19 protein-coding genes are annotated in these 26,093 nt (G+C 68.2%); 9 read left to right on the top strand and 10 right to left on the bottom strand.

The genetic code is table 11. From position 1 onward, the window contains the following. Positions 1-321: 321 nt before the first annotated feature. On the top strand, positions 322-1,683 hold the full coding sequence (locus tag DV709_RS06130) for a cobyrinic acid a,c-diamide synthase (protein WP_117592653.1): 1,362 nt from the start codon (positions 322-324) through the stop codon (positions 1,681-1,683). Between the two features lie 21 nt (positions 1,684-1,704). Here the strand turns inward: DV709_RS06130 and DV709_RS06125 are convergent, their stop codons facing one another. Beyond that, positions 1,705-3,261: a hypothetical protein gene (locus tag DV709_RS06125; RefSeq protein WP_117592651.1), complete on the bottom strand. Its 1,557-nt coding sequence runs from the start codon at positions 3,259-3,261 to the stop codon at positions 1,705-1,707. Positions 3,262-3,391: 130 nt separating this feature from the next. Here DV709_RS06125 and DV709_RS06120 point away from each other — a divergent pair, with 130 nt between their 5' ends. Next, positions 3,392-4,666: an amylo-alpha-1,6-glucosidase gene (locus DV709_RS06120; RefSeq protein ID WP_117594155.1), complete on the top strand. Its 1,275-nt coding sequence runs from the start codon at positions 3,392-3,394 to the stop codon at positions 4,664-4,666. Between the two features lie 10 nt (positions 4,667-4,676). Next, the gene (locus DV709_RS06115; protein WP_117592649.1) at positions 4,677-5,369 is read left to right on the top strand and encodes a cob(I)yrinic acid a,c-diamide adenosyltransferase; all 693 of its coding nucleotides are present in this window, start codon (positions 4,677-4,679) and stop codon (positions 5,367-5,369) included. Between the two features lie 138 nt (positions 5,370-5,507). Here the strand turns inward: DV709_RS06115 and DV709_RS06110 are convergent, their stop codons facing one another. Further along, positions 5,508-6,209, bottom strand: coding sequence for a DUF7344 domain-containing protein (locus tag DV709_RS06110; protein WP_157972666.1), 702 nt, complete (start codon positions 6,207-6,209; stop codon positions 5,508-5,510). A gap of 130 nt (positions 6,210-6,339) precedes the next feature. On the opposite strand from DV709_RS06110, the gene DV709_RS06105 reads away from it, so the two are divergent. After that, positions 6,340-7,956 (top strand): cobyric acid synthase, encoded by a 1,617-nt coding sequence (locus DV709_RS06105; RefSeq protein ID WP_117592644.1) that lies wholly within the window; start codon positions 6,340-6,342, stop codon positions 7,954-7,956. Here the strand turns inward: DV709_RS06105 and fdhF are convergent. The 3 genes from fdhF to DV709_RS06090 all read right to left on the bottom strand — a co-directional run bounded on the left by fdhF (position 7,953) and on the right by DV709_RS06090 (position 13,123). Further along, on the bottom strand, positions 7,953-11,297 hold the full coding sequence (gene fdhF / locus DV709_RS06100; protein WP_117592642.1) for a formate dehydrogenase subunit alpha: 3,345 nt from the start codon (positions 11,295-11,297) through the stop codon (positions 7,953-7,955). The two genes, DV709_RS06105 and fdhF, sit on opposite strands and share 4 nt — an antisense overlap. 1 nt (position 11,298) lies before the next feature. After that, positions 11,299-12,858, bottom strand: a complete 1,560-nt coding sequence (locus DV709_RS06095) for an NADH-ubiquinone oxidoreductase-F iron-sulfur binding region domain-containing protein (RefSeq protein WP_117592641.1) — start codon at positions 12,856-12,858, stop codon at positions 11,299-11,301. Positions 12,859-12,931: 73 nt separating this feature from the next. Further along, entirely contained in the window at positions 12,932-13,123 is a 192-nt protein-coding gene (locus DV709_RS06090) for a hypothetical protein (protein WP_157972665.1), read from the bottom strand. A 147-nt stretch (positions 13,124-13,270) separates the two neighbouring features. On the opposite strand from DV709_RS06090, the gene DV709_RS06085 reads away from it, so the two are divergent. Together DV709_RS06085 and DV709_RS06080 are read left to right on the top strand one after the other, a co-directional pair. Then, on the top strand, positions 13,271-14,044 hold the full coding sequence (locus DV709_RS06085; protein ID WP_117592636.1) for a nucleotide-binding protein: 774 nt from the start codon (positions 13,271-13,273) through the stop codon (positions 14,042-14,044). Beyond that, a complete protein-coding gene (locus tag DV709_RS06080; RefSeq protein ID WP_117592634.1) occupies positions 14,041-14,622 on the top strand; it encodes a hypothetical protein in 582 nt (193 codons plus the stop codon). The genes DV709_RS06085 and DV709_RS06080 overlap by 4 nt, the downstream gene beginning before the upstream one ends. Before the next feature lie 17 nt (positions 14,623-14,639). On the opposite strand, the gene DV709_RS06075 is transcribed toward DV709_RS06080, so the two are convergent. Next, positions 14,640-15,428 (bottom strand): HpcH/HpaI aldolase family protein, encoded by a 789-nt coding sequence (locus DV709_RS06075; RefSeq protein ID WP_117592632.1) that lies wholly within the window; start codon positions 15,426-15,428, stop codon positions 14,640-14,642. Between the two features lie 157 nt (positions 15,429-15,585). Here DV709_RS06075 and DV709_RS06070 point away from each other — a divergent pair, with 157 nt between their 5' ends. Then, positions 15,586-16,320 (top strand): hypothetical protein, encoded by a 735-nt coding sequence (locus DV709_RS06070; RefSeq protein WP_117592630.1) that lies wholly within the window; start codon positions 15,586-15,588, stop codon positions 16,318-16,320. Between the two features lie 22 nt (positions 16,321-16,342). Here DV709_RS06070 and DV709_RS06065 read toward each other — a convergent pair whose 3' ends face one another. Together DV709_RS06065 and DV709_RS17655 are read right to left on the bottom strand one after the other, a co-directional pair. Continuing rightward, positions 16,343-17,293: a hypothetical protein gene (locus DV709_RS06065; RefSeq protein ID WP_117592628.1), complete on the bottom strand. Its 951-nt coding sequence runs from the start codon at positions 17,291-17,293 to the stop codon at positions 16,343-16,345. Between the two features lie 336 nt (positions 17,294-17,629). After that, a complete protein-coding gene (locus tag DV709_RS17655) occupies positions 17,630-18,949 on the bottom strand; it encodes a hypothetical protein (RefSeq protein ID WP_157972664.1) in 1,320 nt (439 codons plus the stop codon). A 618-nt stretch (positions 18,950-19,567) separates the two neighbouring features. On the opposite strand from DV709_RS17655, the gene DV709_RS06055 reads away from it, so the two are divergent. Then, entirely contained in the window at positions 19,568-20,530 is a 963-nt protein-coding gene (locus DV709_RS06055) for a hypothetical protein (RefSeq protein WP_117592626.1), read from the top strand. 69 nt (positions 20,531-20,599) lie between these two features. Here the strand turns inward: DV709_RS06055 and aglM are convergent, their stop codons facing one another. Then, positions 20,600-21,892 (bottom strand): UDP-glucose 6-dehydrogenase AglM, encoded by a 1,293-nt coding sequence (aglM, locus tag DV709_RS06050; protein WP_117592624.1) that lies wholly within the window; start codon positions 21,890-21,892, stop codon positions 20,600-20,602. Positions 21,893-22,051: 159 nt separating this feature from the next. Here aglM and aglF point away from each other — a divergent pair, with 159 nt between their 5' ends. Continuing rightward, the gene (aglF, locus tag DV709_RS06045) at positions 22,052-22,819 is read left to right on the top strand and encodes a UTP--glucose-1-phosphate uridylyltransferase AglF (RefSeq protein WP_117592622.1); all 768 of its coding nucleotides are present in this window, start codon (positions 22,052-22,054) and stop codon (positions 22,817-22,819) included. A gap of 2,063 nt (positions 22,820-24,882) precedes the next feature. On the opposite strand, the gene DV709_RS06040 is transcribed toward aglF, so the two are convergent. Then, the gene (locus DV709_RS06040; RefSeq protein ID WP_117592620.1) at positions 24,883-25,917 is read right to left on the bottom strand and encodes a lipid II:glycine glycyltransferase FemX; all 1,035 of its coding nucleotides are present in this window, start codon (positions 25,915-25,917) and stop codon (positions 24,883-24,885) included. Positions 25,918-26,093 lie beyond the last annotated feature (176 nt).

Genomic DNA, 26,093 nt, shown 5'->3' with positions numbered 1-26,093 from the left:
CTCGTCGGGTACACAGACGCGTCCGGCTCCCCCCACGCGAGTGGTCGCGCCGACAAACCGGCGCTCGGGCGCGCGCCGGAGGGCGGTTCCGTCCGCCCGAGAAATGCGCGAGGGGCGACTGAGCGAGCGCGGAGCGCGAGCGAAGGAGTCGGCTGGGGAGGGTGAGGCATCTCGGTGCGCCCGACAGTCGCCGTCGACTCTTCCCTAAACCGCCCCTCCGAAGAACCCTCACGCGAGCAGTACTCCACCGAACAGACTCCCCTGAACGGTACTCCACCGAACAACTCAAATACAGTTGCAGTAAAACCACTAGAGTAGAATATGAACGGAGTCGTCATCGCCGGAGTCGCTTCCGGCGTCGGAAAGACCGTCGCGACACTCGCCGTCTGTCGGGCGCTGCAGCGGACCGGACGGGTCGTCCAACCGGCGAAGGCCGGGCCGGACTTCATCGACCCGAGTCACCACGAGGCGGCGACGTGGCGCGCCTCGCGGACGCTCGACCCGTGGCTCGAAGGCGAGTCTGGGATGCGCCGCAACTACGCCCGCGGCAGTGGAGACATCTGCGTCGTCGAGGGGATGATGGGCCTCTACGACGGCGACACCAGCACCGCCCGCGTCGCCGAGACGCTGGACCTGCCGGTCGTCCTCGTCGTCGACGCCAGCGCCGGCATGGAGAGCGTCGCCGCGACGGCGCTCGGCTTCCGCGAGTACGCCGCGCGCGCCGGGTTCGATACCGACGTCGCGGGCGTCCTCGCCTCGCGCGCGCACGAAGGACGACACGAGGCGGGCATCCGCGAGGCGCTCCCGGACGACCTCACCTACTTCGGCCGGATTCCGCCGCGCGAGGGCCTCGAAATCCCCGAACGTCACCTCGGGCTGGAGATGGGCGACGAGTCGCCGCTGTCGGCCGAGGCGCTCGACGCGGCGGCCGAGGGTATCCGCGTCGAGGCGCTCGTCGACGCGGCGCGAGAACCGGAGTGGTTCGCGTCAGTCGAGGCCGAGGACGACGCGTCCACTCGCGCCGACGACGCCGCTCACGCCGACAACCGCCCCACAATCGCCGTCGCCCGCGACGACGCCTTCCGGTTCGTCTACGCGGCGACGCGCGAGCGACTCCGCGAGCGCGCCGAGGTCGTGACGTTTGCACCAGCCGCGGGCGACGACCTCCCCGACTGCGACGGCGTCTACCTCCCCGGCGGCTATCCGGAACTGCACGCCGCTGACCTCTCGGCGGGCCCCGCGCTGTCGACGCTCGCCGACCGGGCCGCCGACGGACTGCCGGTGCTCGGCGAGTGCGGCGGGCTGATGGCCCTCTCGGAGTCGCTGACGACCGTCGACGGCGAGACGCACGAGATGGCCGGTATTCTGCCCGCCGACGTGACGATGCGCGACCGGTATCAGGCGCTCGACCACGTCGAACTCCGAGGGAAGGAAGAGGCGCTCACCTGCCCCGAGGGGCGGACGCTCCGCGCTCACGAGTTCCACTACTCGGAGGCCGACCCGGCGACCGACGCCCGGTACGCGTTCGACGTGGTTCGCGGGAAGGGAATCGACGGCGACCACGACGGCCTGACGGAGTATCGAACGCTCGGCACCTACGCGCACGTCCACCCCGAGAGCGGGGCGTTCGACCGGTTCGTCGACGAGGTGGCGGCGACTCGGCAGCGGCGAAGCGTCCGGTGATTGACGCCGTCTCTGCCGTTTTTACTCCTCGTCTCGCTCCGCCACTAGTTCGTACGTCGTTCCGCGGACTCGGATACGCTGACGCGATTCCTCGGGCCCGAGGATGTCCTTGACCCCGTAACCGTCGGTCCGCATCACGACGCGTTCGACGTTGTCTCCGCGCTCGAACTCCGCGACGACATTGCGAAGTGGGCCATACGGCTCCTGCATCACTTGCTCGGCGACGAGCGTCCGGTCGGGTTCCTTCTCCGTCTCGGTGACGGTGAGCGTCGCGTCCACCGTGTGTTCGTGGGCCGCGCCGTACTCGGGGGCAGTCAGTGTCATCGTCTCACCGTCGCGTTCGCGTTCCACGTCGTCGGTCGGCGTAATCTCCACGTTCGGCGCATCGATTTCGAGTAGTGCACCGCTCTCTGGCGTCGCGTGACCGTAGCCCGCGACCGCAGCGTACGTCCCGCCGCCGATGTGGCCGATACTCAGACTTCGGCTCTCGTGGGGCGGAATTGATTCTCCGTGGAACGCCTGGAGCGTCCACGTGACCGTGCCGCCGGCCCGAAGACTGTGACAGATTGTGAAGTGTGCTCGTGGTCCAATGTGAAACCACTCGTCATCGACCAGCTTGTACAGGTTCCAGTGCCCGCAAGATGTCGACTCGCGGTCGTGGTTGACGAACGTAAACCGAACCGCTGTGGGCAGGTCGGTCTCTTCGCGTTCGGGCAGTACGTACGAGGGAGTCGACTCGTCTGCATCGTGGTACCACGCGACTTCCGACTCCTCGGAGAGCGGCGGGAGGTCCGTTCCGGCGAAGCGGGATTCTTCGTTTGGGCCCGGCGAGTCGGTCTCCCACGCGGTAATCTCGAAGCCGTCGTCGAGCGACCGGAACTTGTACGTGCCGGTCGGGCGGCCGTACTCGACGCCCTGCGGTCGCCCAACGAGGACGTACTCGCCGTTGACGTACTCGCCGGGTTCGAGTTGAACCGTCTTCGGAAACTCGATTCTGGGCGAGTCCGACGCGAGTCGCCACGTACCGTCGTCGGCGAGTTCGTACTTCGTGGCGGTCTCCACGAGTTCGTGGTTCTCGGTCGGAGCGAGGACGAGTTCGACTCGATTCCTGCCCTCGTGGCCGGCGTACTCTTCGCCCGGCTTTCGTGGTTCGTCGCTGAACCGATTCACCTGCCCGAACGGTGGCGTCTCTGGCAGTCTGAAGGTGTTGGGGAAGTCGTTCTGGTTCACGAGTCGCGCGCGAATCTTCGCGGGATGTTCCTCGGTCGCCGTCTCCTCGAACCAGAGGAAGACCTGTGCTTCGTCGTGGGTGCTGTAACTCGTCGACGAGAGTGCGAGCGTCAGCGGCGCGGTTTCGAGGTCGACGATGTCCGTCCAGTCGAGATCCGGGATACCTTCGGCGTACGCGGGTCGTTCCTCGTCGTCGGTCGGCGTTTCGTCTCCGTCCTGCGGCGTCGAGGTCGCTCGGTCGGCGGGGTCAGCAGGGTCGGCGGATTCGGCGGCGAACGTCGCACAGCCGGCTAACCCAGCTAATCCGGCGGCGGAGAGTCCGAGTAGGCGGCGTCGGTGGAGGTCCATGCCCGACCGTCTTGGGGAGGTGATAAACCTCTTCTGTACTGTCAAATGGGTACTTGACTTTCCCCTGATGAGGTCGAACGTGGTCGTCGGAACCGATAGCTACTCGCGGGACGGTGTGCACTACGCACTCATGAGAGACGACCGCACGACCGACACGGCAACGCGCCGAACCGAGGCACTCGACGTGCTCCGGTCGAACCGCGCCGAGGGCTACACCATCCCGTCGGCGACGCTCTACCCCTTCCAGTGGAACTGGGACTCCGCCTTCATCGCGCTCGGCCTCGCGGGCGTCGAACCGGAGGCGGCGAAAGAGGAGCTAAAGTCGCTCTGCGCGGCGACGTGGGAGAACGGCCTGCTCCCGCACATCGTCTTCCACACCGACGCCGAGGGCTACTTCCCCGGGCCAGAAGAGTGGGGCGTCGACGTCGACGGGGTCGCCACCAGCGGCATCACCCAACCGCCGATGGTCGTCCCCGCGGCCCGGCGCGTCTACGAGGCGACCGGCGACGACGACTTTCTCGACTCCGTCTATCCGGCGCTGGAACGCCACCTGGAGTGGTGGGTCCGCGAGCGGTCGTTCGACCGAAAGGTGGTTTACGTCCGCCACCCGTGGGAGACGGGGATGGACGACTCGCCCGCGTGGACCGAACCGCTGGCGGCGTTCGACCCCGGCGAAGTCGAGTACGAGCGCGAGGACCGCAAGTCCGACGAGTTAGCCGACCAGCGACCGAGCGACTGGGACTACGACCGCTACGTCTCGCTCGTGCGCTCGGCCCGCGCCGCCGACTGGGACGAACGCTCCCTCCGCGAGTCGTGTCCGTTCCTCGTCGAAGACGCGCTGACGAACGCCATCTTCGTCCGCGCCTGCGACGACCTCGCGGCGCTGTCGGCCGCCCGCGGCGACGACACGGCGGCGACGACGTGGCGCGAGCAGGCCGACCGGTCCCGCGAGGCGATTCGGGACCGACTCTGGGACGAGGGGTCGGAGACGTTCATCTCCTACGACCGCGTCGGCGACCGGAAGCTCGAAGCGAACTCCGTCGCGGGACTCGCCGCGCTGTTCGGCGAGATTCCGACGAACGAGCAGTTCGAACGGCTCCGTCGGACGCTCCGCGACGACTTTTTCGCCCACGAGTTCGCCGTCCCCTCCTACGTCGGCGAGGCGTTCGACCCCGACCGCTACTGGCGCGGCCCGGTCTGGATAAACACGAACTGGCTCGTCGCCGACGGCCTGCGTCGCTACGGCGCGACCGACTTCGCCGACCGAATCGACCGAGACAGCCGCCGCCTCGTCGAGCGCGAGGGGTTCCGCGAGTACTTCAACCCCGAGACGGGCGCGGGGCGCGGAAGCGACCGCTTCTCGTGGAGCGCGGCGCTCTATCTCGAACTGACCGGCGACCGATGACCGATTATCGATGACAGACGACACCACCTCGAAAGACGAACTGCGAAAGAACACCCCCGGCCGCGGCGTGACACCCGAAGCCCGCGACATCGAACCGAGCGCCCCCGAGGAGTTCGGCCTCGTGCAGGTGTGGTGGGGCGACGGGAAGGGGAAGACGACGGCGGCGATGGGGATGGGCTTCCGCGCCGCGGGTCACGGCTTCCGCGTCCACATGCTCCAGTTCATGAAGGGCGGCGCGGACAGCGTCGACGCCGTCCGCGGCGAGTACAACGCTGTCGCGGCGATGCCCGGCTTCAGCTACGAGAACACCGGCCACTACGGCTGGCACGGCCTCAGAGACGGCAGCGACGACGACGACCACCGCGCGAAGGCGCGGGGCGGACTCGAACGCGCGCAGGAACTCGTCGCCGCCGCGAACGACGCCGACCTCGACTCGCCGCTCCCGCTCGACGGCCCCCCCGAGGACGGCGTTCACCTGCTCGTCCTCGACGAGGTGCTGTACGCCGTCGACCAGGGACTCCTCGACGAGGCGGACGTGCTCGACCTCGTCGACGCGAAACCCGAGAACCTCGAACTGGTGCTGACGGGGAGCCACACCGAACCCGAGTACGTCTACGACGCCGCGGACCTCGTGACGCGCGTCGGCAAGGAGAAACACCCCATCGACGCCGGGCAGCGGGCGCGGCGGGGGACCGAGTACTAACGTACCGCACCTACCGAAATCTCCCCCGGCCGGCGAGATGCCGTTGTCACCGAGCCGGTGTCGGCCGGTAGCGACCGTTCACCACTCGACGGACAGCATCACCACTCGACGGACAGCATCACTACTCGGTGGCCAAAATCACCACTCGACCGACGGGAACGCGGCGTCGCTGAGGCGGTCGACGAACTCGCTGTCGCCCCGCTCGACCGTCCGGGTCTCGGGGTCGTAGCGAGCGAAGTCGACACCGACCAGTTTCGGGAGGTGGACGTGGTGCAGCGCCGTCCGAACCTCGGCTTCGAGACGCTCGATGGAGTCCGCATCGGCGTCTGTCTCGGATTCACGGTCGACGACGCGCGACGCGAGTTCCGCCAACGAGAGCGACGGCGAGCCGTCGAGCGCGGCGAGAACGGCCCGCCGCCGGCGGTCGGAGAGCGCCGTCAGTTCGCCGGAGGCGTCGTCGGGCGACCGGTCGCTGGCCGCCGAGAGCACCGCCTCGACCGCGCGGCGGTACGCGACGAGTTCCCCGCTCGCTTCCACCGTCGACGAGTCGGCGTCGGTGTCGCAGACGACGAACCCCGCTGCTTCGAGCGTCGGCAGGTGGTTGTGGACGAGCGCGACGTACACGCGCGTGCGGTCGTCCGCCTCGGCTCGCCCGGCCGTCGCCTCGGTCACGCGAGTCGCCAGCTCCGCTACCTGCAGCGGCGCCCGCTCGTCGAGGAGGGCAGACACCGTCTCCCGCCGAAGTTCGTGGGCGAGCGTCGCGAAGAGCGTGTCTCGCGAGTCGTCGTCCGGCACCCCGTCCCCGGCCCAGGCCGCCAGGTCCACCGCATCTGAACTCATTGGTACTTCTGAGAAGGTGAGCACGTTAACGCTGTCACCTAAGTAGTTAGTGGCACGGAAGACACAGTATCCCCTCCGACGAGGGGGATACGTTCTTGGGCCGCCGCCGCCTCGCCCGAGACGTCGAACGATGGCCCGAACGCTCCTCGTCGCCGGAACCGCCTCCCACGTCGGGAAAAGCACTGTCGCCGCCGGGCTCTGCCGTCACCTCGCCGACCGCGGCGTCTCCGTCGCACCTTACAAGGCGCAGAACATGAGCAACAACGCGCGTGCGGTCCCCCGGTCGCCCGCCGTCGTCGACGGGGAGGACGCCGCCCGCGGGCGCGACGCCTTCGGCGAGGTCGGCGTCTCGCAGTACGTGCAGGCGCGCGCCGCTCGCGTTCCGCCGACCACGGACCACAACCCCGTCCTCTTGAAACCCCGCGGTGACGGCGAGTCCCAACTCGTCGTCGACGGCGTCGCGGTCGGCCACTTCGCGGCCGGAAGCTACTACGAGGAGCACTGGGAGCGCGCCCGCGACGCCGCCGAAGCGGCCCACGCTCGCCTCGCCGCCGACCACGAGGTGGTCGTCGCCGAGGGCGCCGGCTCCATCGCCGAGATCAACCTCCACCACCGCGACTTGGCGAACGTCGAGACGGCTCGGTTCGCGGGCGACTCGTCGGAGACGAACCGGGGCGGAGCGGCGAAGCCGCGGAGCGCCGACATCCTTCTGGTCGCCGACATCGAACGCGGCGGCGTCTTCGCCAGCCTCGTCGGGACGCTCGAACTCCTGCCCGACGACCTCCGCGAGCGTGTCGTCGGCACGGTTATCACGAAGTTCCGCGGCGACGCCTCGCTGCTCGACCCGGGTCTCGACGCCTTCGAGTCGCGCACCGGGGTCCCGGTCCTCGGCGTCCTCCCCTACGACGACCCCGGTCTCCCGGAGGAGGACAGCGTCTCGCTGCCCGCCGCGGGCGAGCGGACGACAGTCGGCGACGACGACGGACTCCCGGAGGGGGCGACCGTGACGGTCGCCGTCCCGCGTCTGCCACGAATCTCGAACTTCACCGACCTCGAACCGCTCGCGGCCGAGCCCGGCGTCCGCGTCGCCTACGTCCCGCCATCTACCGACCTCGGAGACGCCGACGCCGTCGTCCTGCCCGGAACGAAGAACACCGTCGACGACCTGCGCTCGCTCCGCGCGGCCGGTTTCGACGAGGCGCTCGCCGCGTTCGACGGCCCCGTCGTCGGTCTCTGCGGCGGCTACCAGCTGCTCGGCGAACGAATCACGAACGCGGGCGTCGAGGGCGCGGGCGACGGGACGCCCGACGAACTCGCAGGGTTCGGGCTGCTCCCGGTCGAAACCGCGTTCGCGACCGACAAGCGCGTCGAGCGGTCGACGCTCTCGGTTACCGGTACGGGTCCGCTTTCGGAGGCCGACGGCGAGGTTTCGGGCTACGAGATCCACGCCGGCGAGACGCGCGCCGTCGACTCCGCCGCCGACGCGCAGGCGGTCGAGACGCCCTTCTCGCGCGACGGCGAGGCGTCCGCGGCGCTGGGCGCGGCATCGGGACGGGTGCTCGGGACGTATCTCCACGGTCTCTTCGAGAACGAACGCGCGAGAAGCGCGTTCGTGGATTCGGTGTTCGCGTCGGCCGGAACGCAGCGACCGCCGGCGACGGACGGCGAATCGCGGTCGCCGTACGACCGCGCCGCCGCCCTCGTCGCCGAGCACGTCGACCTCGCGGCGCTCGGGTTGCCGAGTTAATCGTCCGCGCCGGCCCGTTCGGGGTCCTCGTCGGCGTCCGCCCCGAAGTCGGGGCGCTCGTGGGTCAGCGGCTCCTCGTCGGGGTCGGTGCCGAGCGGCGCGATGCGGACGCTCGTCACCTTGTACTCGGGGATGAACGACGTCGAGTCGAGTTCGGCCTGCGTGAGTTCGTTGACCGCCCCCTGCGCGAAGTGCATCGGGATGAAGACGACGCCGGGGTCGGAGGTCTCCTCGACGTTCGCCTTCACGACGATGTCGCCGCGGCGCGAGGCGACGCGGACGTACTCGCCGTCGGAGACGCCGAGGTCTTCGGCCATCTTCGGGTGGATGGTGACGAAGCTCTCGGGGACGTGGTGCATCAGCGCCTCGACGCGCCGGGTCATCGTCCCCGTGTGCCAGTGGTAGAGCACCCGCCCCGTGGTGAGCATCAGCGGGAACTCCTCGTCGGGCATCTCGACGGGGCCGGCGTAGTCGGCCGGGACGAACCGTGCGAGGCCGTCGTCGAAGTTGAACTCCTCCTCGTAGAGGTACGGCGTACCGGGGTCCTCTGCGTCCTCGCAAGGCCACTGGAGGCCGTCGGGCTTCGATTCGAGGCGGTCGTAGCTGACGCCGCCGTAGATGGGAACGAGCGACGCGATCTCGTCCATCACGTCCGCCGGGCCGTCGTACTCCCACTCGTAGCCGAAGCGACCGGCGAGCTCCGAGAGGATCTCCATGTCGGTCCGCGCCTCGCCCGGCGGTTCGACGACCGGGCGGACCATCTGGATTCGGCGCTCGGTGTTGGTGAACGTGCCGTACTTCTCGGCGGCGGAGGCCGCCGGCAGCACCACGTCGGCGTGCTCGGCCGTCTCGGTGAGGAAGATGTCCTGCACGACGAGGAAGTCGAGTTCCTCGACGGCCTCCTCGGCCTCGCGGATGTCCGGCTCCGACAGCACGGGGTTCTCGCCCATCACGAACATCCCGCGGATGTTCCCGTCGTGGATGGCCTCGTACTGCTCGGGCAGGTAGAGGCCGATCTGCGACGGCGGGCGGACGCCCCAGGCGTCCTCGAACTTGTCGAGCACGTCGTCGTCGGTGAGGTCCTGGTAACCCGGCAGGTTGTGGGGTGCGGGCCCCATGTCGCCGCCGCCGCCCTGGACGTTGTTCTGCCCGCGGAACGGCGAGAGGCCGGCGCGCGGCTTGCCGAGGTTGCCGGTGACGAGCGCGAGGTTCGTGATGGCGAGCACGTTCCGCGTCCCGTGGGCGTGCTGGGTCATCCCCATCGCCCAGCCGAAGATGCAGGTGTCGGCGTTGGCGACGGTCTCGGCGGCGCGCTTCAAATCCTCGGGGGCGACGCCCGCGAGCTCCTCGACTTTCTCGGGGGTGAACGGCTCGACCTTCGCCTTCAGTTCCTCGAAGCCGGTCGTGCGCTCCTCGATGAACTCGCGGTCGTGGAGGTCCTCCGCGATGATGTGGCGGACCATCCCGTTGAGCCACGCGATGTCCTGGCCGGGTTGCGTCCGGGTGTACTGGCTGGCGTGCTCGGCGAGGCCGATCTTCCGCGGGTCGAAGACGATGAGCTCCGCACCGTCGCGGACGTTCTGTTTGATGCGCGTCGCCAGCACGGGGTGGCTCTCGGTGGTGTTCGACCCCGTGACGAGGTAGCAGTCGGTCTTCCCGACGTCCTCGTTTATCCTGTTGGTCATCGCCCCGTAGCCGACGGTCTGTTTCAGTCCCGACACCGTCGAGGAGTGACAGAGCCGCGCGCAGTTGTCGACGTGCGGCGTGCCGAGCACCTGTCGGGCGAACTTCTGGTTGAGGAAGTTCTCCTCGTTGGTCGCCTTCGAGGAGGAGGTGACGGCGACGGCGTCGTCGCCGTGTTCGGCCTGTATCTCGGAGAGTCGGTCGACGACCAACTCGAGCGCCTCGTCCCACGACGCCTCGCGGAACTCGCCGTCCTCCTTGACGAGCGGCGTCTTCAAGCGATTCGGGCTGTCGACGAACTCGTAGCCGAACTTCCCCTTCACGCAGGTCGAGAAGTCGTTCGCCGGGGTGGCGTCGGTGTCGGCCGGCCGGACGCCGAGCACCTCGCCGTCCTTGCCGTACAGTTCGAAGCGGCAGCCGACGGCGCAGTACTGACAGGTCGTCTCGGCCTTCGTGACGCGCTGCATCCGGCCGGTGCTGACGACCTTGGCGACGTCGAACAGTTGGCCGACTTCGAGGGTGTTCGCCGCCGCTCCCTCGGCGACGTGCTCTGCTCGCACCAGCGAATCTTCGGCGACGCGGCTCGCCGCCGACTGCGCGCTCCGCTTCGCCTTCGCCATGAAGCGCGCCACGCCGGACTTCTCGGCCAGTTCCGCGTCCGCTCCGTCGTCGAGTCCTTCGAACTCGCCGGGGACGCGGCGGTTCGGCGACGGCGAGGTGTCCGCCGTCTCCGCCATCTCGTGTTCGATGACTTTCCCGATGGAGTTCTTCTGGTTGAACCCCGGGAACGGGAGCGTCGTCGTGTCCGCGAGTCCCTTCTCGACCAGGGAGCCGGTCGGACAGACCGTCGCGCAGTGGCCGCAGGAGACGCAGGTGGAGTCGGCCATCGTCTCCGCGTCGCTCTGGAAGCCGATTCGGGTGTCCGGTCCCTGCCCCTCGATTCGGAGCACGCCCTCGACCTGCACGTCGTTGCAGGCCTCGACGCAGCGGTTACAGAGGATACACTTGTTGCGGTCTATCTGGATGACCGACGACGTGTCGTCGAGCGGCTCGTACTCGTCTCGGTCGTCGAAGACGCCGTAGCGCGGCTCCTGAACCCCGTTGTCGATGGAGACGTCCTGCAGTTCGCACCGACCGTTCTGCCCGCAGGTCGTACACCGGAGATTGTGGTTCGACAGCACGAGGTCGAGGTTCACGTCGCGCGCCTCCTTCGCGTCGGCGGCGTCGGTCCGGACCGTCAGGCCGTCCTCGGCGGGGAAGCTGCACGAGGGGACGAGACCGTGTTCGTCGGTCTCGACCACGCACGTCCGGCACTCCGAGCGCGGGCCGACGTTGTCGCCCTGCTCGGTGTCGCGGTCGTAGCTGCAGAGCGCCGGGACGTAGCCCTCGGTGTCGAGCGCCTCGACGGCGTCGAGCAGCGTCGACCCCGGCGGCAACGCGATGGGTTCGCCGTCGACGGTGACGGTGCTCATCTCCGGCCCCGCCGACCCCACCTCCGGGTCGTTGGCGGTGCCGGTGACGAAGTCCTCGGTCAGCGGCGTGCCGGGTCGCGGGTCGTCGATTCGCGGGACGCCCGGTAGCGATTCGGCGGGGGCGGACTCCTCCGGCCCCGGTCTGCTCGGGTGGTCGCTCATGTCTTCGTGTTCGTCGGTACTCATCTCAGGCCTCCTCGCACGCGCCGCTCGGGCAGCGCCCGTCGGCGTGTGCACGGAACTCGGTCTCGAACTGGTCCATCGCCGTCGTGACCGCGCGCGCGGCCGACGACCCGAACGCGCAGGTGCTCGTCGTCCGCATCACCCGCGTCAGCTCTCGCAGGCCGTCGTCGTCGAACTCGCCGTCGTAGACGCCGCGCAGTTTGTTCAGTAGCTGTTTCGACCCTTCGCGGCAGGGGACGCAGCGGCCGCAGTTCTCGTCGCGGGCGAACCGCGAGCGTCCGCCCGCCGTCGCCACCGCGCAGCGGGAGTCGTCGAACAGTTCGACGACGCCCTCCGTCCCCAGTTCCGCACCCGCGAGCGCGGGGACGCTCGGGGTGTGCTCCAGCGTACGCGTGAAACCGCCGAACTGTCCGCCGACGCAGGCCATCTTCAGCGGGCCCGCGAACTCGACGGCGTCCCGAACGGAAGAGAGCGAGCCGCCGGTCGACAGTTCGACCGTCGCGGGCGCGTCCACGTCCCCGGTGACGGTCACGAGACGGGTTCCGGGGTCGGCGTCGCCGGCGTCGAAGTTGTCGGGGCGGAGCAGCAGTTCGCGGACCTGCGCGAGCGTCCGCGGCGTGTGAACCAGCGTCGGCCGCCCGTACAGGCCGTGTCGCGCGGGCGACGGCGGGCGGAGCCGCGCCTCCAGCCGGTCGTTGCCCTCCAGCGCTTCGAGCGCCATCGTCGGCTCGCCGGCGATGTACCTGTCCGGCCCCGTGACGACCTGCGGCTCCTCGTCGAGGTCGCGCGCGTCGACCAGCGAGTCGACGGCCGCGCGCATCCGGTCGCCCGCCAGCGCGTCGGCTTCGTTGAGGTAGACGACGATATCCTCCGTTTCGACGCCGACGAGGTCGGCGACGGCGAGCGCGCCGTCGAGCACGGCGACGGGGTCGCCCTCGACGAGCGTTCTATCCGTCTCGTTCCGTCGGTCGCTCTCGTTGGCGTTGACGACGAGCACCGGGTCGCCGTCCGTCTCGCGGGCGGCGTCCCACTCGGTCGCTATCGGGCCGTCGGGCGTCGCGTCGCCGCGTCCCCGGCCCAGGAGGCCGACGCTCCGGACCAGTTCTATCACGTCGTTCGCGTTGTCGGCGTCGTTCGCGTCGGCGTCGCCGGCCACGTCGGTCGCCCACTCGTCGACCGCGGCGGCGTCGACGGGGTCGACCCACCCGCAGCGCGCGAGAACGCGCCGCCGGCCGACCGAGAGCGGGCCGTCCTCGGGAACCGGCAGCGTCCGGCGCTCGGCGTCGTGTTCGACCGTGGCGTCGCCGGGTTCGACCTCGCCTCCTTCGAGCGCCTCGACGACGCGTGTCGCCCGCTCGGGTCCGCAGCCGCGATAGAACGTCGTCTCACCCCTCCGTGTCGCCAGTACGAGCGGCGCGTCGCCGCCGACACCGGTCGGGCCGGTGTCGACCACGCGCACGCCGTCAGCGGCCGCCCGTGCGGCCTCCGCCGTCGCTCTCGCGTCGTCTCCGGCGCTCCCGGCGCAGATGCGGACGACGGCGTTCGGTTCCGTGTGGTCTGTCATCCCGTGTACGTGCGACGCCGTGTCACGAAAGGGTTACTCCGAACTGGATGACTGTTCGACTCGTCGCCAACAGTTAGAACGGCGGCGCGAGCCTCGGTTTTCGGCCGCGGTGTGACTCCGACGCGTCTCCTCTCCGCCGCACGCGACGTGATAGCGGCGCGTGTTCGCGCCACAACCAGAAGACGGCCACTCCGACGAACACCATCGCTCCGAGGACGGCGACGGTCCGACCGCGACTCGCACCGTCCGTTCGCTCTTCGAGCATGCGCGTGAGTTCGTCGAACGCGGACATAGGCGTTCGGGCGGGTGACGGTGCCGGTGCTCTCGTTCGGCCCGAAGCGTCCGACCGGTGTCGTCGACGTCTCGGCGAGAGACGGAGATTTTAAATTAGGAGAGAGGGGTAACGAAACGCATGGTCGAGGCGTTCGCCGTCGCCAGCGGGAAGGGCGGCACCGGCAAGACGACGAGTACGCTCGCTTTGGGGATGGCGCTCGCCGCCGAACACGACGTCACCGTCGTCGACGCCGACACGGGGATGGCGAACCTGCTGTTTCACGCCGGTCTCGACGACGTGGAGGTGACGCTGCACGACCTGCTGGTCGAGGAGACCGGGACCGACGTCTCGGAGGCGACGTACGAGCGGTTCGGGATGTCGGTCGTCCCCTGCGGGACGAGCCTCGCGGCGTTCGAGGCGGCCGACCCCGCGCGCCTCCGGGACGTGGTCGCGGACCTCGCCGCCGACACCGACGTGCTGCTTCTGGACTCGCCCGCGGCGCTCGGCTCGAAGAGCGCGGTTCTCCCCATCGTCCTCGCCGACCGCATCGTCGTCGTCCTCCAACCGACGGTGCCGGCACTCTCGGACGGCCTGAAGGTACAGGAGTACGCCCGCTCGTACGGAACCGAGACCGCGGGCGTGCTGTTCAACAAGGTTCGCGACGACGCCGGAATCGACCGTATCGTCGACCGCGCGGGCGAGTACTTCGGCGGGCAGACGCTCGCGACGGTCCCCGACAGCGACGCGGTCCGCGCGGCCAGACGCGCCGGTGAACCCCTCTTAGCACACGCGCCGGAATCGACCTCGGCGGCCGCCTACCGCGCCGCCGCCGACCGAATCGACGTCCGCGCGGGCGACGAAGGCGACGTGGCGGACCGCTTCCGCAGCGCCGTCGTCCCCGACACGCCATGACCGCGCCGGGCGACCGCTCGGACGACCGGTTCTCCATCCCCCGCGGCGACCTCGTTCGGTCCCGGGTCGTCACCGACGCGGGCGAGGCGCTGTCGGCGGCGCTGGCGCGCGAACTGACCGGCTACCTCGTTCTGGAACCCCAAGACGCGTTGCTGCTCGGCGGCGAGACGCGCGGCGTCCTCACGCTCGAGGCCGGCGTCCCCGCGTTGGCGTACAGCGCCGAGACGGACCGCGGCGGCACCGACGCGCTCGTCGAACTCGCGGTCCCCGGTCCGTTTCGCGTCGACGCTTTCGAACTCCCGGCGTCGGCGCTCGCGGAGGCCCACGAGACCGACGAGTTACGGGTGCCGCCGGGGTCGCCCGCGGAGACGCTGGCGGACGCACCCGACCTCGCTGCGCGGACCCGCGACGCCGCGCCCGACGAGTGGCTGCGGCGGAGCGAGAGCGGTTCGAGCGCGGTGGAGGCGTTCCTCGAAGACGAGGCGAAACTCGACGCGATTCGACAGCAAGCGCGGGCGGAAGCCGAGGCGCGCGCCGAGCAGTGGGGACTCGCCGACCAGTTGGCCGACGAGGGGTAAGCGCGGCCGAACCGAGGCTACCGCTCGCCCTCGAAGGCGTCGAGTCGGGACGACACCATCTCCGAGACGCCGGCCATCGTGCTGCCGACGTTGAGAATCTGGTAACCCTGTTCGGCTTTCTCGTTCACGTCGTCCATCCCGAAGCCGAGGCCGCCGAGCGCCACGTCGCTGTCGAGCGTCGCGTCTCGAATCGTCTCCACGCGCGCCTGTACTTCCTCGTGGTCGACCTCGCCGGGGTGGCCGGTGTCGACCGAGAGGTCGTACGGGCCGACGAAGACGAAGCCGAGTTCCGGCACCGACAGGATCTCCTCGATCTCGTCGACCGCTCGCTGGTTCTCGACGGTGACGCCGACGAAGGTCTCCTGGTCCTCGGTCGTCGGGTAGTCGTCGGCGAGACCCCAGCGGCTCGCTCGCGGTGCGGCCAGTCCGCGTTGGCCGGGTTCGCCGTCGTACTCGAAGCGCGCGGCGCGGACCGCTTCGCGGAGTTCCGCCGCCGACCGGACCCGCGAGAGGAACACGTTGCGAACCCCGGCGTCCAGCACCTTGCGCATCAGCGCCGGTTCGGTGACCGGGATGCGAACGAGCAGTTCGGTGTCCGTCGCGTCCGCGGCGCGGAGGAGGTTCGAGAGCGTCGTCGCGTCCCACGGACTCGGGCCGGCGTGTTCGAGGTCGTGCCAGACGAAGTCGACGCCGAGGTCGCCGCAGAGTTCGACCACGTCGGGGCTGTACAGACCGTCGAGCACGCCGAGCGCGACGCCGCCGGCGTCGACCGTCTCCCGGAGCGCGTTCGTTCGTGAATCCGTCATCGGGGTTCGTGCCACGGCGTCGGCTATAGTTTCGCGCACCGGTCGACCGTCCGGACAGTCGCGCTCGTCGATACTCGCCGAATGCGTCCGTTCACGTCGCGGCGGCCCCTACTCGCCGAATGCGTCCGTTCATGTCGCGGCGGTCCCTACTCGCGGTGTGACCGTCTTCCGACTCGCGACGCTGCGAACGGCCGAGGACTTCGCCGACTGGTACCGAATCGGTGCCGACTACGTCGCCCGCGTCGCGGAGGGCATGGCGTTCGACTGCGGTCGGTTCCACGAGGAGGCGGCGGCGGGTGTCGACGCGATGCGGGCGAACCGAACCGACGTCGAGCCGAGCGTCGCCCGTTCCATCGCGGCGACGCTGCTGGCCGACGCCGCGTTCTGCGACCCGTTCTGCGAGTGGCTGCCGCTGTGGTACGAACTCGCGTTAGCGGGACCGAACGCGCTCGCGGAGCACCGACTCACGCGGATATCGCGCACGTACGCGAGCGCCCTCCCGCACGTCACCGTTCCGCAGTACAGCACGCCCGGCGACGTGTTGGTGGAGGGCAGACCCGCGCTCTCGCACGTCTCGGGGTTCGTCGAGCGGTTCGTCCTCGCGGACGCGATACTCCACCTCGAGTGGTTCGCCTCCGTCGCCCGCGAGTCGGGTATCGAGGTGCCGCCCGAGTTGCTCGCTCGGACGCGCGAGGAGAGCGTCGCCTACTACACCGGTCGGCGGGAGTCGCTCTCGCCGGACGTTCGTCGGTTCCAAGCGCTGCTGTTCGCCGACGACGAGTGGGTCGGGAAGATAAACCGCGCCTACGAACTCGACAGCGCGCTGTTCGACGTCTGGGAGGGCATCTTACGGCGCGCCCGGACCGACTTGGAGACGACCGCGAGCGATTGACCGGTTGGACCGGTTCGACCGACTAGCAGTCCTCGAACTGCGACTCCATCTCGGCGCGGCAGGCGTCGGCGTCCGGGTTCGACACGGACATCGAACTGGTTCCCTCCGCCGTAGCGGACTCGACGACCTGGTACGCCGCGAAGTAGCCGCTCGGGAGCGAGATGGTGGTCGTTCCCTCGACGACCTCGTCGGCGTTCAGACCGAAGACGTACTCCTGTTCGCTGAAGCGCGGTCCGGGGCCGCACCCGCCGTCGGAGGCGAGCACCGACAGCGACACCTGGTCGAAACTGCCAGTCACTTCGACCGTGGTGCAGTCGACGAACTCCACGCCCGGTTCCGAGCCGTCGCTCGTCTGCCCGCGGCTGTCGCCTTCGCCTCCGCCGGAACCGTCTCCGCCGCTCGGTCCGGTGTACTCCTGTCCGTTGAGATACGCCGCGCCGCCCGAGAGGTCGAACCCGGTGATGTCGCCGGCGACCCGGAAGGCGTCGGCACCGCCGAACACCGACCCGCTGACCGACCCGGTGTCGACGCCGTCGCCGCTCTGTACGGAGGCGTAGCGGGTCGGTGCGCCGCCGGTCATGTTCGTCTTGGCGACGTCGCCGTCGACTTCGAAACTGTAGTCGGCCTTCGAGCCGTCGCCGACGATGGCGAGGTAGTCGTAGTTCTCACCGACGCTGTCGGGGTCCGTCTGCGTTCCGTCCAGGTAGACGGTCGCGTCGCCGTCGACCGACAGCAGCGTCAGGTCGCCCCGGTAACGGTAGGCGTCGACGCCGCCGACGACGACGCCGCTGGCGAAGCTCCCTTCGAGCACGTCGTTCGCGTTGACCGACGCGCCGTCGACGGGCGCTCCGCCCGTCTCGGTGGTCTTTTCGAGCGTGTCGGTCGCCTCCAGTTCGTACCGGACCGGCCCGGCACCCGGGGTGCCCGAGACGACGACGTGCTTCCACTCAGATTGCTGTGCTCGAACGGTCATGGTTGCCGTGGTTGCGCCGAGGGTCGCGAGACTGCCAGCGAGGAACGTACGGCGGCTTGTATGTGTTTCCTTCATTGATTTCTCCGCTTCCGGCTAAGGCCTCATTGAGTTGCATCTTAAGCTTTTTTCAGGCAGGTATACTTGTGTATTTATCTGACTATCAGAACACCGTGAACGTTACCGAATCCGGCCGGTCGACAACCCGTCGTTGGCCGTCCGAAGAGAGCAGTAACAGCGCGATTATCGCCGGACACGCCCCGTCGCCGGCACCGACAGACGGGCTCAACCGACGGCTTCGGTCGGACAATCGGCGGTTACGTCGCGTTGCAGTGACTTTCACGCCCCCGAGAACGTCTCGTCACGGCATCTATCTGCGCTCGGATTCGTCACGTCGAGCCGCTCGCCGTCCGGGTAGACGACCGTCGCTCGCTCGGCGACTTGGTAGGGGCCGAACTCGTCGTCGGGGACGCTCGCCGTCGTCTCCTCGGAGCCGTCGCCTTCGACCGTGTACACCTGTTCCATCGGCGTGGTCGGCGGCACGTCGTCCTGGACGAGCACCTCGATGGAGAGCTCCTCGAACGCGCCCGCGACCCGGACACTGGTGCAGTCGAGGAACTCGACGTCCCGAACCGCGGGGAACGTCTCCTCGCGGCAGGCGTCGGCCTCGGGATTGACCGCACGTGTCTCCTCGCCGTCGCCGTAGGTGACCGAGGCGGCCTCGACGACCTGATAGGGGCCGAACTCCCCGTCGGGAACCGCGACTGTGGCCTCCGTCGCCCCGTCGGCGTTGTCGTACTCGTACACCTGCTCCATCGGCGTCGTCTCGGGGTCGTCGTCCTCGACGAGCACCTCCAGCGACGCCGACTCGAACGCGCCCGTGACCCGGACGCTGGTGCAGTCCGGAAAGACGAGTTCGGGTGTCGACGGGGCCTCGCCCCCCTCGTCGGCGTCGCCGTCGTCACCGGCGGCGTCGCCGCCGCCGTCTTCGGCGCTCTCGGCGTCGCCGCGCCCGTCCGCGGGACCAGTGTACACGTCCCCGTCGAGATACCCCGTCAGTCCGCCGTCGAGGTCGAACTCGGCGATGTCGCCGTCGACGACGTAGGCGTCGGTGCCGCCGAACACCGACCCGTCGACGGACCCTCCCTCCACGCTGTCGGCGTCGTTGAGCGACGCGGGCGGGACGTCCGCGTCGCCGGTCAGCGTCGTCTTCTCGACGTTCCCGTCGACGGCGAACGCGTACTCGCCGTCGCCGGTGATAGCGAGAACGCCCGGCGCGGGAAACTCGTCGGGGTCGACCGCTTCGCCGTCGACGTAGACGTCCGCGCCGCCCTCGACGACCAGGCTCGTGACCGTTCCGGCGAACTGGTACGCGTCCGCGCCACCGTAGACGCGCCCCTCCGCGGTGGCATCGCTCAGTGTGTCGTCGTCGTCGAGCGAGGCGAACTGGTTCGGCGCCCCGCCGGTGTCCGTCGCCTTCTCGACGTCGCCGTCGACGCTGAATCGGTACTTCGCCGGCCCGCCACCGGTCGCGTTGACGACGGCGATAGTGCGCGTCGACGCCTGCGCACCCGCACCGCCCGCCAGTAGTGACAGCGAACCGAGTGTCGCCGCGCTCCCCGCGAGAAACCGTCTTCGGGTCTGATTCTCTCGTGTCATGCACTTTCGCACCGACGGGACAGACGGAACTATCCGGGTTTAGTATATTCTGGCTATCCGAGAGTAGGTGTTTCTCGGCCGACTCGTTTCTATTTCGACGAATCGTCTGACACACGAAACGCCCACACCTACGCAGTGACGTTCTTCGCCGCTGACGCTCCGTCTTCCGAACCGGGTAGCGGATTCGTTCCCGTGCCTAGGTGCTGTACTATCGTCGCTAGTGGAGCGCTACTGGACTGTTTCGCGTCCGAACCTGACCGAGTCTGACGCCGTCGCTGCTCGTTTTCGACGCCTACTGTCAGTAGTTGGCCGCTACGTTCGTCCAGATTGGAGAGTCTTCTCCGGACAACCGTTTTCGACGCCTCCGGACACGGGTCGTCCCGGGCGGCAATTTGGGTGCTGATTCTGATATATTACTTCTCTATCACACCTAATCTGTGAGAATTACCAGATTTCATATCATACACGGGGTGTCTGAAAACCGATTTAACGAGCGTTAGAGGTGATATTAGTCCCTGTCAGTAGTTCCCCGACTAGCGTAAGTCCACTCACACTTAATTAATTAGAAAGTTATATAACCGGTCATCTGACTGTACTACTGAACAGAGGGAACTCGAAATGAGAAAGTCCGACACCTCGACCGAAGCCGCCCGCTCAAAGTCCCGCTACACCCGACGTGGCGTCCTCAAAGCCTCGCTCGTCCTCGGCGTCGCCGGCACCCAAGCCGCCGCGCAGCGCGCGAGTGCAGCCTCCGCACCGAACATCGAAGCCCACCGTCTCACTGCGACGCACCAGTGGGACACGCAGGCGTTCGACTCCTCGTACTCCAGCCCCGTCGTGGTCGCGCTCCCGGTCTCGGCGAACGGCTACCAACCGGCGACCTCGCGGCTTCAGGAGGTCGACGGTGAGTCGTTCGACTACCGCGTTCAGGAGTGGAACTACCTCGACGGTCCGCACGTCGAGGAAGTCGTCGGCAGCCTCGTCGTCGAGGCGGGAGCGCCCGTAGTCGAGGGCCTCCACGTCGAAGCGGGCACCGTCAGCGCCGCGACGAAGTGGACCGGCGTCTCGTTCGACGAACCGTTCGCCAAGCGACCGGTCGTCCTCACGCAGCCGCAGTCCACGGACGGGTGGCAGGCGGTCGTCTCGCGGAACTGCAACGTCTCGAAACGCCGGTTTGCGACGCGTCTCCAGGAGGAGGAAGGAGCCGACGGCTGGCACCACGACGAAGTCGTCGGCTACGTCGCCATCGAACCCGGCACCGGAACGATCAGCGGCGCGCCGTTCGAGGCCGGCCACGCGGCCGACGTCGACCACCGCTGGCAGACCGTCGAGTTCGACGAGTCGTACGACAACCCCGTCTTCGTCGCCGACGTGGAGACGTTCAACGGCAACAACCCGTGCACGCTCCGCTACCGCAACCTCACGCGCACGAGCGTCGAGATTCGAGTCGAAGAGGAGGGAAGCGTCGACGACGAACAGTGGCACAAGCCGGAGACGGTCGGCTACGCCGTCGTCGAAGGCGACGACGTCGAGACGTTCTACGGCGAAGGTCGCTACGGCGCGGACGGCTACGGCGCGTAACGACGCCCGCCGCGCCCCGTCGACCCTCGGTTCGTGTGCTTCCTCGCGGTCCCGTTTTTCTGCGCCCGACTACCAGGTGAGCCCCTCGTACTCGATACCGTCTCGCCGCTCGACGACGCGGCGGCCGTCGACGACGACCGGCCGCTCCATCGCGTCGAACTCCTCGTCGAGCGCCGCGAACTCGTCCCAATCGGTGACGACGACGGCGGCGGTCGCACCCGCAAGCGCCTCGGCCGCGCTGTCGGCGTATTCGATGTCGGGGAACTCCGCCCGCATGTTCTCCGTTGCGACGGGGTCGTAGCCGACGACGGTCGCGCCGCGGTCGAGCAGTCCCCGGATGGTCGGGATGGCCCGCGAACTACGAACGTCGTCGGTGCCGGATTTGAACGCGAGGCCGAGCACGGCGACCCGCTCGCCGGCGACGTCGACGTGGTCGTCGAGAAGCGAGAGCAACCGCTCGGGCTGGCGGTCGTTCACGCCGACGACCGCGTCGAGCAGTTCCGGGTCGTAGCCGACGTCCCGGGCGGCGGCGATGAGCGCGGCGACGTCCTTCGGGAAACACGACCCGCCCCACCCGACGCCGCTGCGGAGGAACTGCGGCCCGATTCGGTCGTCGAGGCCGATGGCGTCGGAGACTTCGTAGGCGTCGACGCCGAACTCCTTGCAGATGTTCCCCAGTTCGTTGATGAGGCTGATCTTCGAGGCGAGGAAGGCGTTGTTGGCGTACTTTATCATCTCGGCCTCCCGGACGCCGGTCCGGACCACCGCGGTGTCGGTCTGTGCGAACAGCGGGTCGTACAACTCGTCGAGTGTTTCGTACGCGCGCGCGCTCGACGCGCCGAACACGACCTTGTCGGGGTGGAGGAAGTCGTCGACGGCCGTCCCCTCGCGGAGGAACTCCGGGTTGACCGCCACGTCGAACCCCTCGCCGGCGGTCAGCCCCGACCCGCGTTCGAGCGCCGGAATCAGTTCGTTCTCGGTCGTCCCCGGGACGACGGTGCTCTTGACGACGACCAACGGCGGCTCCTCGCTCTCCGCCAAGGCTTCGCCGAGTCGCTCCGCGCCCGCCGTGATTATCGAGGTGTCGATTCGTCCCTCGGCGTCCGTCGGCGTCGGAAGCGCGATAAAGACGACCTTGGCCCGCGCGGCGGCCGCGTAATCCGTCGTTGCTCGGAGCGTTTCGCCGCCGTGCTCGGCGACGAGTTCGTCCAGCCCCTGTTCGTGAATCGGGGCGACGCCGCCCTCGATGGCCGCGACGACCTCCTCGTCGATGTCGACGTTCGTCACGTCGTGTCCGAGTTCGGCGAGACACGCCGCCAGCGTCGTCCCCACGTAGCCGCTGCCGATGACGGTGACCTGCATCGTGGGAAACTGCCGGGGACGCGGATATAAAAACAGATGTTCGTCCAGCGAACTGTCATCACTTGTTGATGTTCTGTGAGAGATTGTATCAACCAGAGCTAGTTTCTGCGAGCCGTAGCGACCGTATAGTAATACCGTTCGGCGTCGCATAGTCTCGGTATGAAGGCAGTAGTACTCGCGGCGGGGAAGGGGACTCGACTCCGGCCGCTGACCGACGACAAGCCGAAGGGGATGGTCGAGGTCGACGACAAACCTATCCTGACGCACTGTTTCGAGCAGCTCGCCGAACTCGGCGCAGACGAGTTCATCGTCGTCGTCGGCTACAGAAAGGAGGCGATCATCAGCCACTACGGCGATAGCTTCGAGGGTATCCCCATCACGTACGCTCACCAGCGCGAGCAGAACGGACTCGCGCACGCGCTGTTGACGGTCGAAGAGCACATCGACGACGACTTCATCCTGATGCTCGGCGACAACATCTTCCAGGCGAACCTCTCGGACGTCGTCAAGCGACAGCAGGAGGAGCGCGCCGACGCGGCGTTTCTGGTCGAGGAGGTGCCGTGGGAGGAGGCGAGTCGCTACGGCGTCTGTCGGACGAACCCGTACGGCGAGATAACCGACGTCGTCGAGAAACCGGAGGACCCGCAGTCGAACCTCGTGATGACCGGCTTCTACACGTTCACGCCGGCTATCTTCCACGCCTGCCACCTCGTCCAACCGTCCGAACGCGGCGAGTACGAGATCAGCGACGCCATCAACCTCCTCATCCAGAGCGGGCGCACTATCGACGTGCTCCGCCTGAAAGGCTGGCGCGTCGACGTCGGCTACCCGGAGGACCGCGAGAGAGCGACACAGTTGCTCCGCGGCGAACTCGACGTCGAAACCGGCGCGGAGAGCGACGACGTCGAACAGATATCGGTCGAGTGACGCGAACTCGCCCCTCGACGCCCCCGGCCGCCTCGCCTTGCTGTTCGACTGACTGATAATCTGTGATTACCGTGTTCGAACGGAGCATACCGACCTGTCGTCTCCGTGAACGCTACACAACATACAAGCCACGCGGCGTTGCACGCAGTCTCAGTACATGGACGACCGGAGACGGCTTCGGACGAAACTTCTCGCTCTCGTCGGTGTAGCCTCGCTCGCACTCTGCGGGGCGTACATCGCCGTCGGTCCGCCGGCGACGGCGTACGAGATACATCTCTACGGTGCGTACCCCGTCTGGTTCTGGCTCGCCATCTGCGGTGCGTTCGTGGTCGGACAGCTGCTGGTGTTGCGCGCCGTCGCCGTCGGCGGCGACGCGGACGCCGACGAGGCGACCGGCCCCGGGTGGCGATACGGGGTGGCGCTTCTCCTCGGCGCGAACGGACTGTTGCTGTCGCTGCCGTACCTCCGGTACCGACTGTTCGCCGTCGGCAAAGGTGACATGCTGTCGTTCGTCGGGATGGTCGACAGTCTCGCACAGACCGGGCGACTCGACCCGGAGAACTACTACCCGGGGTTGAACGCGCTCACGGGCGTCTTCTCGCACGCCACCGGGCTCGACACCGCCGAACTCGTGAACCTGCTGCCGCCGTTCTTCTCGCTGTTCTACCTCGGCGGCCTCTACTTCCTGCTCGACACCGTCACCGAGCGGCGACGCGACGTGCTGTTCGTTCTCCCGGTGGCGTACCTCCCGCTGTTCGGCTTCGAGAACGTGATGTTCTCGCCGAGCGTCTTCGCGTTCACCTTCGTTCCGTTCGTGTTGGCGCTGCTGTTCCGGACGAGCGCGTGGGAGCGACGGACGCGGTACGCGTCGCTGCTCGTGCTCTCGGTCGTCGGCGTCGTCTTCTTTCACCCGCTCACGACGCTGTTTCTCCTCGGTCTGTTCGCGCTCGCCAAAGCGCCGGAACTCTACGGGCGCGCCACCGCTCGACGGAGCGGTCGGCCGGTTCCGGTGCTGGCGGTCGGGACCGTCGCTGGCGTGCTCTTCTTCGCGTGGTACTACACGTACGAGTCCATCGCGGGGAGCACGTACCTCGTCTTCGCGCGCCTACTCGGGCTCGAGGCGGTCCAGTCCTCCGAGTTCGGAAACCTGAGCGGCACCGCCGCTCGGACGACGCCCCGCCTCGTCGACCTGCTCCAGACCGGCTTGTACACCTACGGCGTCTTCGGGCTGCTGGTCAGTTTCGGGGCGGTGTTCGCCTGCTACCTGCTGGTGCGACTGCTCCGCGGCGACACCGAACTGAGCGACGTCTCGCTGTTCTTCCTCGCGGTGTTCACCGCGTTCACCGGCCTCTCGGTGCTCGCGTTCTTCGTCGACCTCACGGTCGGGTTCACCCGGATCTCTCGGTACGCTCGGTTCACCGCGCCGATACTCGTCGGGTTCGGAGCGTCGGCGCTGTGGGCGCGAGCGAGCGGTTCGTGGCAGCGGTCGACGCTTCTCGGCGCGCTCTCGGTCGGCTTCGCCGCCATCGTCTTCCTCTCGGTGTTCTCGCTGTACGCGTCGCCGCTGTCCAACGGTGCCAACGGGCAGATAACCCAGAGCGAAGTCGAGGGGATGGAGTGGGTGCTCGACCACCGAAACGAGTCGCTGCTCATCGACGAGTACGGAACGACCCAGTCGCGGTTTCAGGAGATGCTCGAATACGAGGTCGACGACCCCGAGAACATCCGTTCGGAGGGGACGAACCCGCCGATGCACTTCGCCTACGGCGCGCCGCCTCCCGACGGTCCGCCGGAGTACCGGTACCTGCTCGTCACCGAACTCGGCCGGCAACAGAACCCGACGTTCTACCCCGGTTACCGGGGGTTCTGGCGCTACACCCCGGCGGATTTCCAACGACTCGAGAACCGCTCGACGGTCGACCGCGTCTACGACAACGGCGGCTTCGAGTCGTATCTGGTGGCGAAAAACCGGACCGAGGAGGGAGCGTCCGCCGCCTCGTCGCTCGCTCCCGCATCCGCGCCCCCGACAGGTCCGCCTCCGTCCGCTCCCCCGACAGACCCGCCTACGTCCGCTCCTCTCGAAGCCGGTTCGCCGTCTGATACAGGTGTCGACCGAGCCGAAAGGCGTTCCAGCGAACCGGCGCACAGCCGCGTTCCCACGACAGCGTCGGGACCGCGCGCCCACCGAAGCGCTCCTTGAATCGGAACAGCCCGTCCCGGAAGTCGGGACTCGTCTCGCCGAAGTCGTACTGTCGGTAGTCGTTGTCGATGCTCCACCGTATCGCGTGTTCGTGCAGCAGCTCCGACGCGTTGTACTCGAAGTGTTCGCGCTCGACCGCCGAGAAGAAGTACTGGACCGTCGACTGCTCGTCGTCGACGAGCACGAGGATGCTTCCCGCAGGCTCGCCGCCGACCTCCAACGAGAACTGTCTCACCCGGTCGTCCATCGCCCCCAACTGCTCGAAGAACGACCGCGGGTACGCGTCGCCGTCGACGCGGTCCATGACGCGTCTGTACCCACGGTGGAACGCGCGCAGGTCGCTCCGGTCGGGGACCTCGTCTCTGACGTGGACGTCGTTTTTGTGTCCCGAGCGTATCGCGCGCCGACGCGAACTGCTCATCCGTCCGTACACCGCGTCCCAGCCGTCGGTTACGTCGACGACGAACCGACAGCTCGCGACGGTCTGGCTGTAGCCGCGCTCTCGGAGTCGACGTTGGTACCGGACCGTCTCCTCGTCGAGCGTTCGGAACACGTGCGCGACGACGCCGTCCTCGCAGATGCGCTCGGCGGCGTCGAGCAGCGCGTCGAGCGTCTCCTCCTCGTCGTCGGCGACGACCGGACCGCCGAACCCCGGCTCCGGCGAGCAGAGGCGCTCGAACGGCGTCAACGGCACGTCGTCGACGGCGGCCGCGAGGACGCCCGTGGGCGCGTCGCCGTCGGACACGACGACGTACCGCCCCGTTCTCTCGCACCCGCGCTCGACGGCGGCCAACCAGTGGTACCGGTGGAAGACGCTCCCGTGCGGCGACTCCTCGACGACGCGGTCCCACTCCTCGCGGGGAACGCTCTCTATCGTGTGGTGTATCTCGACGTCCATCGCTCACCTACGCCCACGTCGCGTCGCCTCGCGTCGCGTCTGCGAGGCGGCTAGTCGGATGACGACACTCATACGACAGTTCACAGGACACGCGCCCATATACGTTGCCGCGGGTGACCCGCCGTTCTCCGCGGGCAGCCCATGTTTTTTGGTTGTCATCAACGTTGACACGGTAT

It is taken from the genome of Haloprofundus halophilus (genome assembly GCF_003439925.1).
Classification (GTDB): Archaea; Halobacteriota; Halobacteria; order Halobacteriales; family Haloferacaceae; genus Haloprofundus; species Haloprofundus halophilus.
The sequence above is the reverse complement of the archived record's forward strand: the minus strand, read 5'-3'. Positions and strand labels throughout refer to the sequence as shown.

Excerpts from the sequence above, each read along its gene's own strand:
- aglM (WP_117592624.1), bottom strand. The coding sequence starts at position 21,892 with ATGCAGGTCACCGTCATCGGCAGCGGCTACGTGGGGACGACGCTGGCG.
- DV709_RS17655 (WP_157972664.1), bottom strand. The coding sequence starts at position 18,949 with ATGACACGAGAGAATCAGACCCGAAGACGGTTTCTCGCGGGGAGCGCG.
- DV709_RS06125 (WP_117592651.1), bottom strand. The coding sequence starts at position 3,261 with ATGGACCTCCACCGACGCCGCCTACTCGGACTCTCCGCCGCCGGATTA.
- DV709_RS06130 (WP_117592653.1), top strand. The coding sequence starts at position 322 with ATGAACGGAGTCGTCATCGCCGGAGTCGCTTCCGGCGTCGGAAAGACC.
- DV709_RS06090 (WP_157972665.1), bottom strand. The coding sequence starts at position 13,123 with ATGCTCGAAGAGCGAACGGACGGTGCGAGTCGCGGTCGGACCGTCGCC.
- DV709_RS06075 (WP_117592632.1), bottom strand. The coding sequence starts at position 15,428 with ATGACGGATTCACGAACGAACGCGCTCCGGGAGACGGTCGACGCCGGC.
- DV709_RS06105 (WP_117592644.1), top strand. The coding sequence starts at position 6,340 with ATGGCCCGAACGCTCCTCGTCGCCGGAACCGCCTCCCACGTCGGGAAA.
- DV709_RS06095 (WP_117592641.1), bottom strand. The coding sequence starts at position 12,858 with ATGACAGACCACACGGAACCGAACGCCGTCGTCCGCATCTGCGCCGGG.
- DV709_RS06120 (WP_117594155.1), top strand. The coding sequence starts at position 3,392 with ATGAGAGACGACCGCACGACCGACACGGCAACGCGCCGAACCGAGGCA.
- DV709_RS06110 (WP_157972666.1), bottom strand. The coding sequence starts at position 6,209 with ATGAGTTCAGATGCGGTGGACCTGGCGGCCTGGGCCGGGGACGGGGTG.
- DV709_RS06085 (WP_117592636.1), top strand. The coding sequence starts at position 13,271 with ATGGTCGAGGCGTTCGCCGTCGCCAGCGGGAAGGGCGGCACCGGCAAG.
- DV709_RS06115 (WP_117592649.1), top strand. The coding sequence starts at position 4,677 with ATGACAGACGACACCACCTCGAAAGACGAACTGCGAAAGAACACCCCC.
- DV709_RS06055 (WP_117592626.1), top strand. The coding sequence starts at position 19,568 with ATGAGAAAGTCCGACACCTCGACCGAAGCCGCCCGCTCAAAGTCCCGC.
- fdhF (WP_117592642.1), bottom strand. The coding sequence starts at position 11,297 with ATGAGTACCGACGAACACGAAGACATGAGCGACCACCCGAGCAGACCG.
- aglF (WP_117592622.1), top strand. The coding sequence starts at position 22,052 with ATGAAGGCAGTAGTACTCGCGGCGGGGAAGGGGACTCGACTCCGGCCG.
- DV709_RS06040 (WP_117592620.1), bottom strand. The coding sequence starts at position 25,917 with ATGGACGTCGAGATACACCACACGATAGAGAGCGTTCCCCGCGAGGAG.
- DV709_RS06080 (WP_117592634.1), top strand. The coding sequence starts at position 14,041 with ATGACCGCGCCGGGCGACCGCTCGGACGACCGGTTCTCCATCCCCCGC.
- DV709_RS06065 (WP_117592628.1), bottom strand. The coding sequence starts at position 17,293 with ATGACCGTTCGAGCACAGCAATCTGAGTGGAAGCACGTCGTCGTCTCG.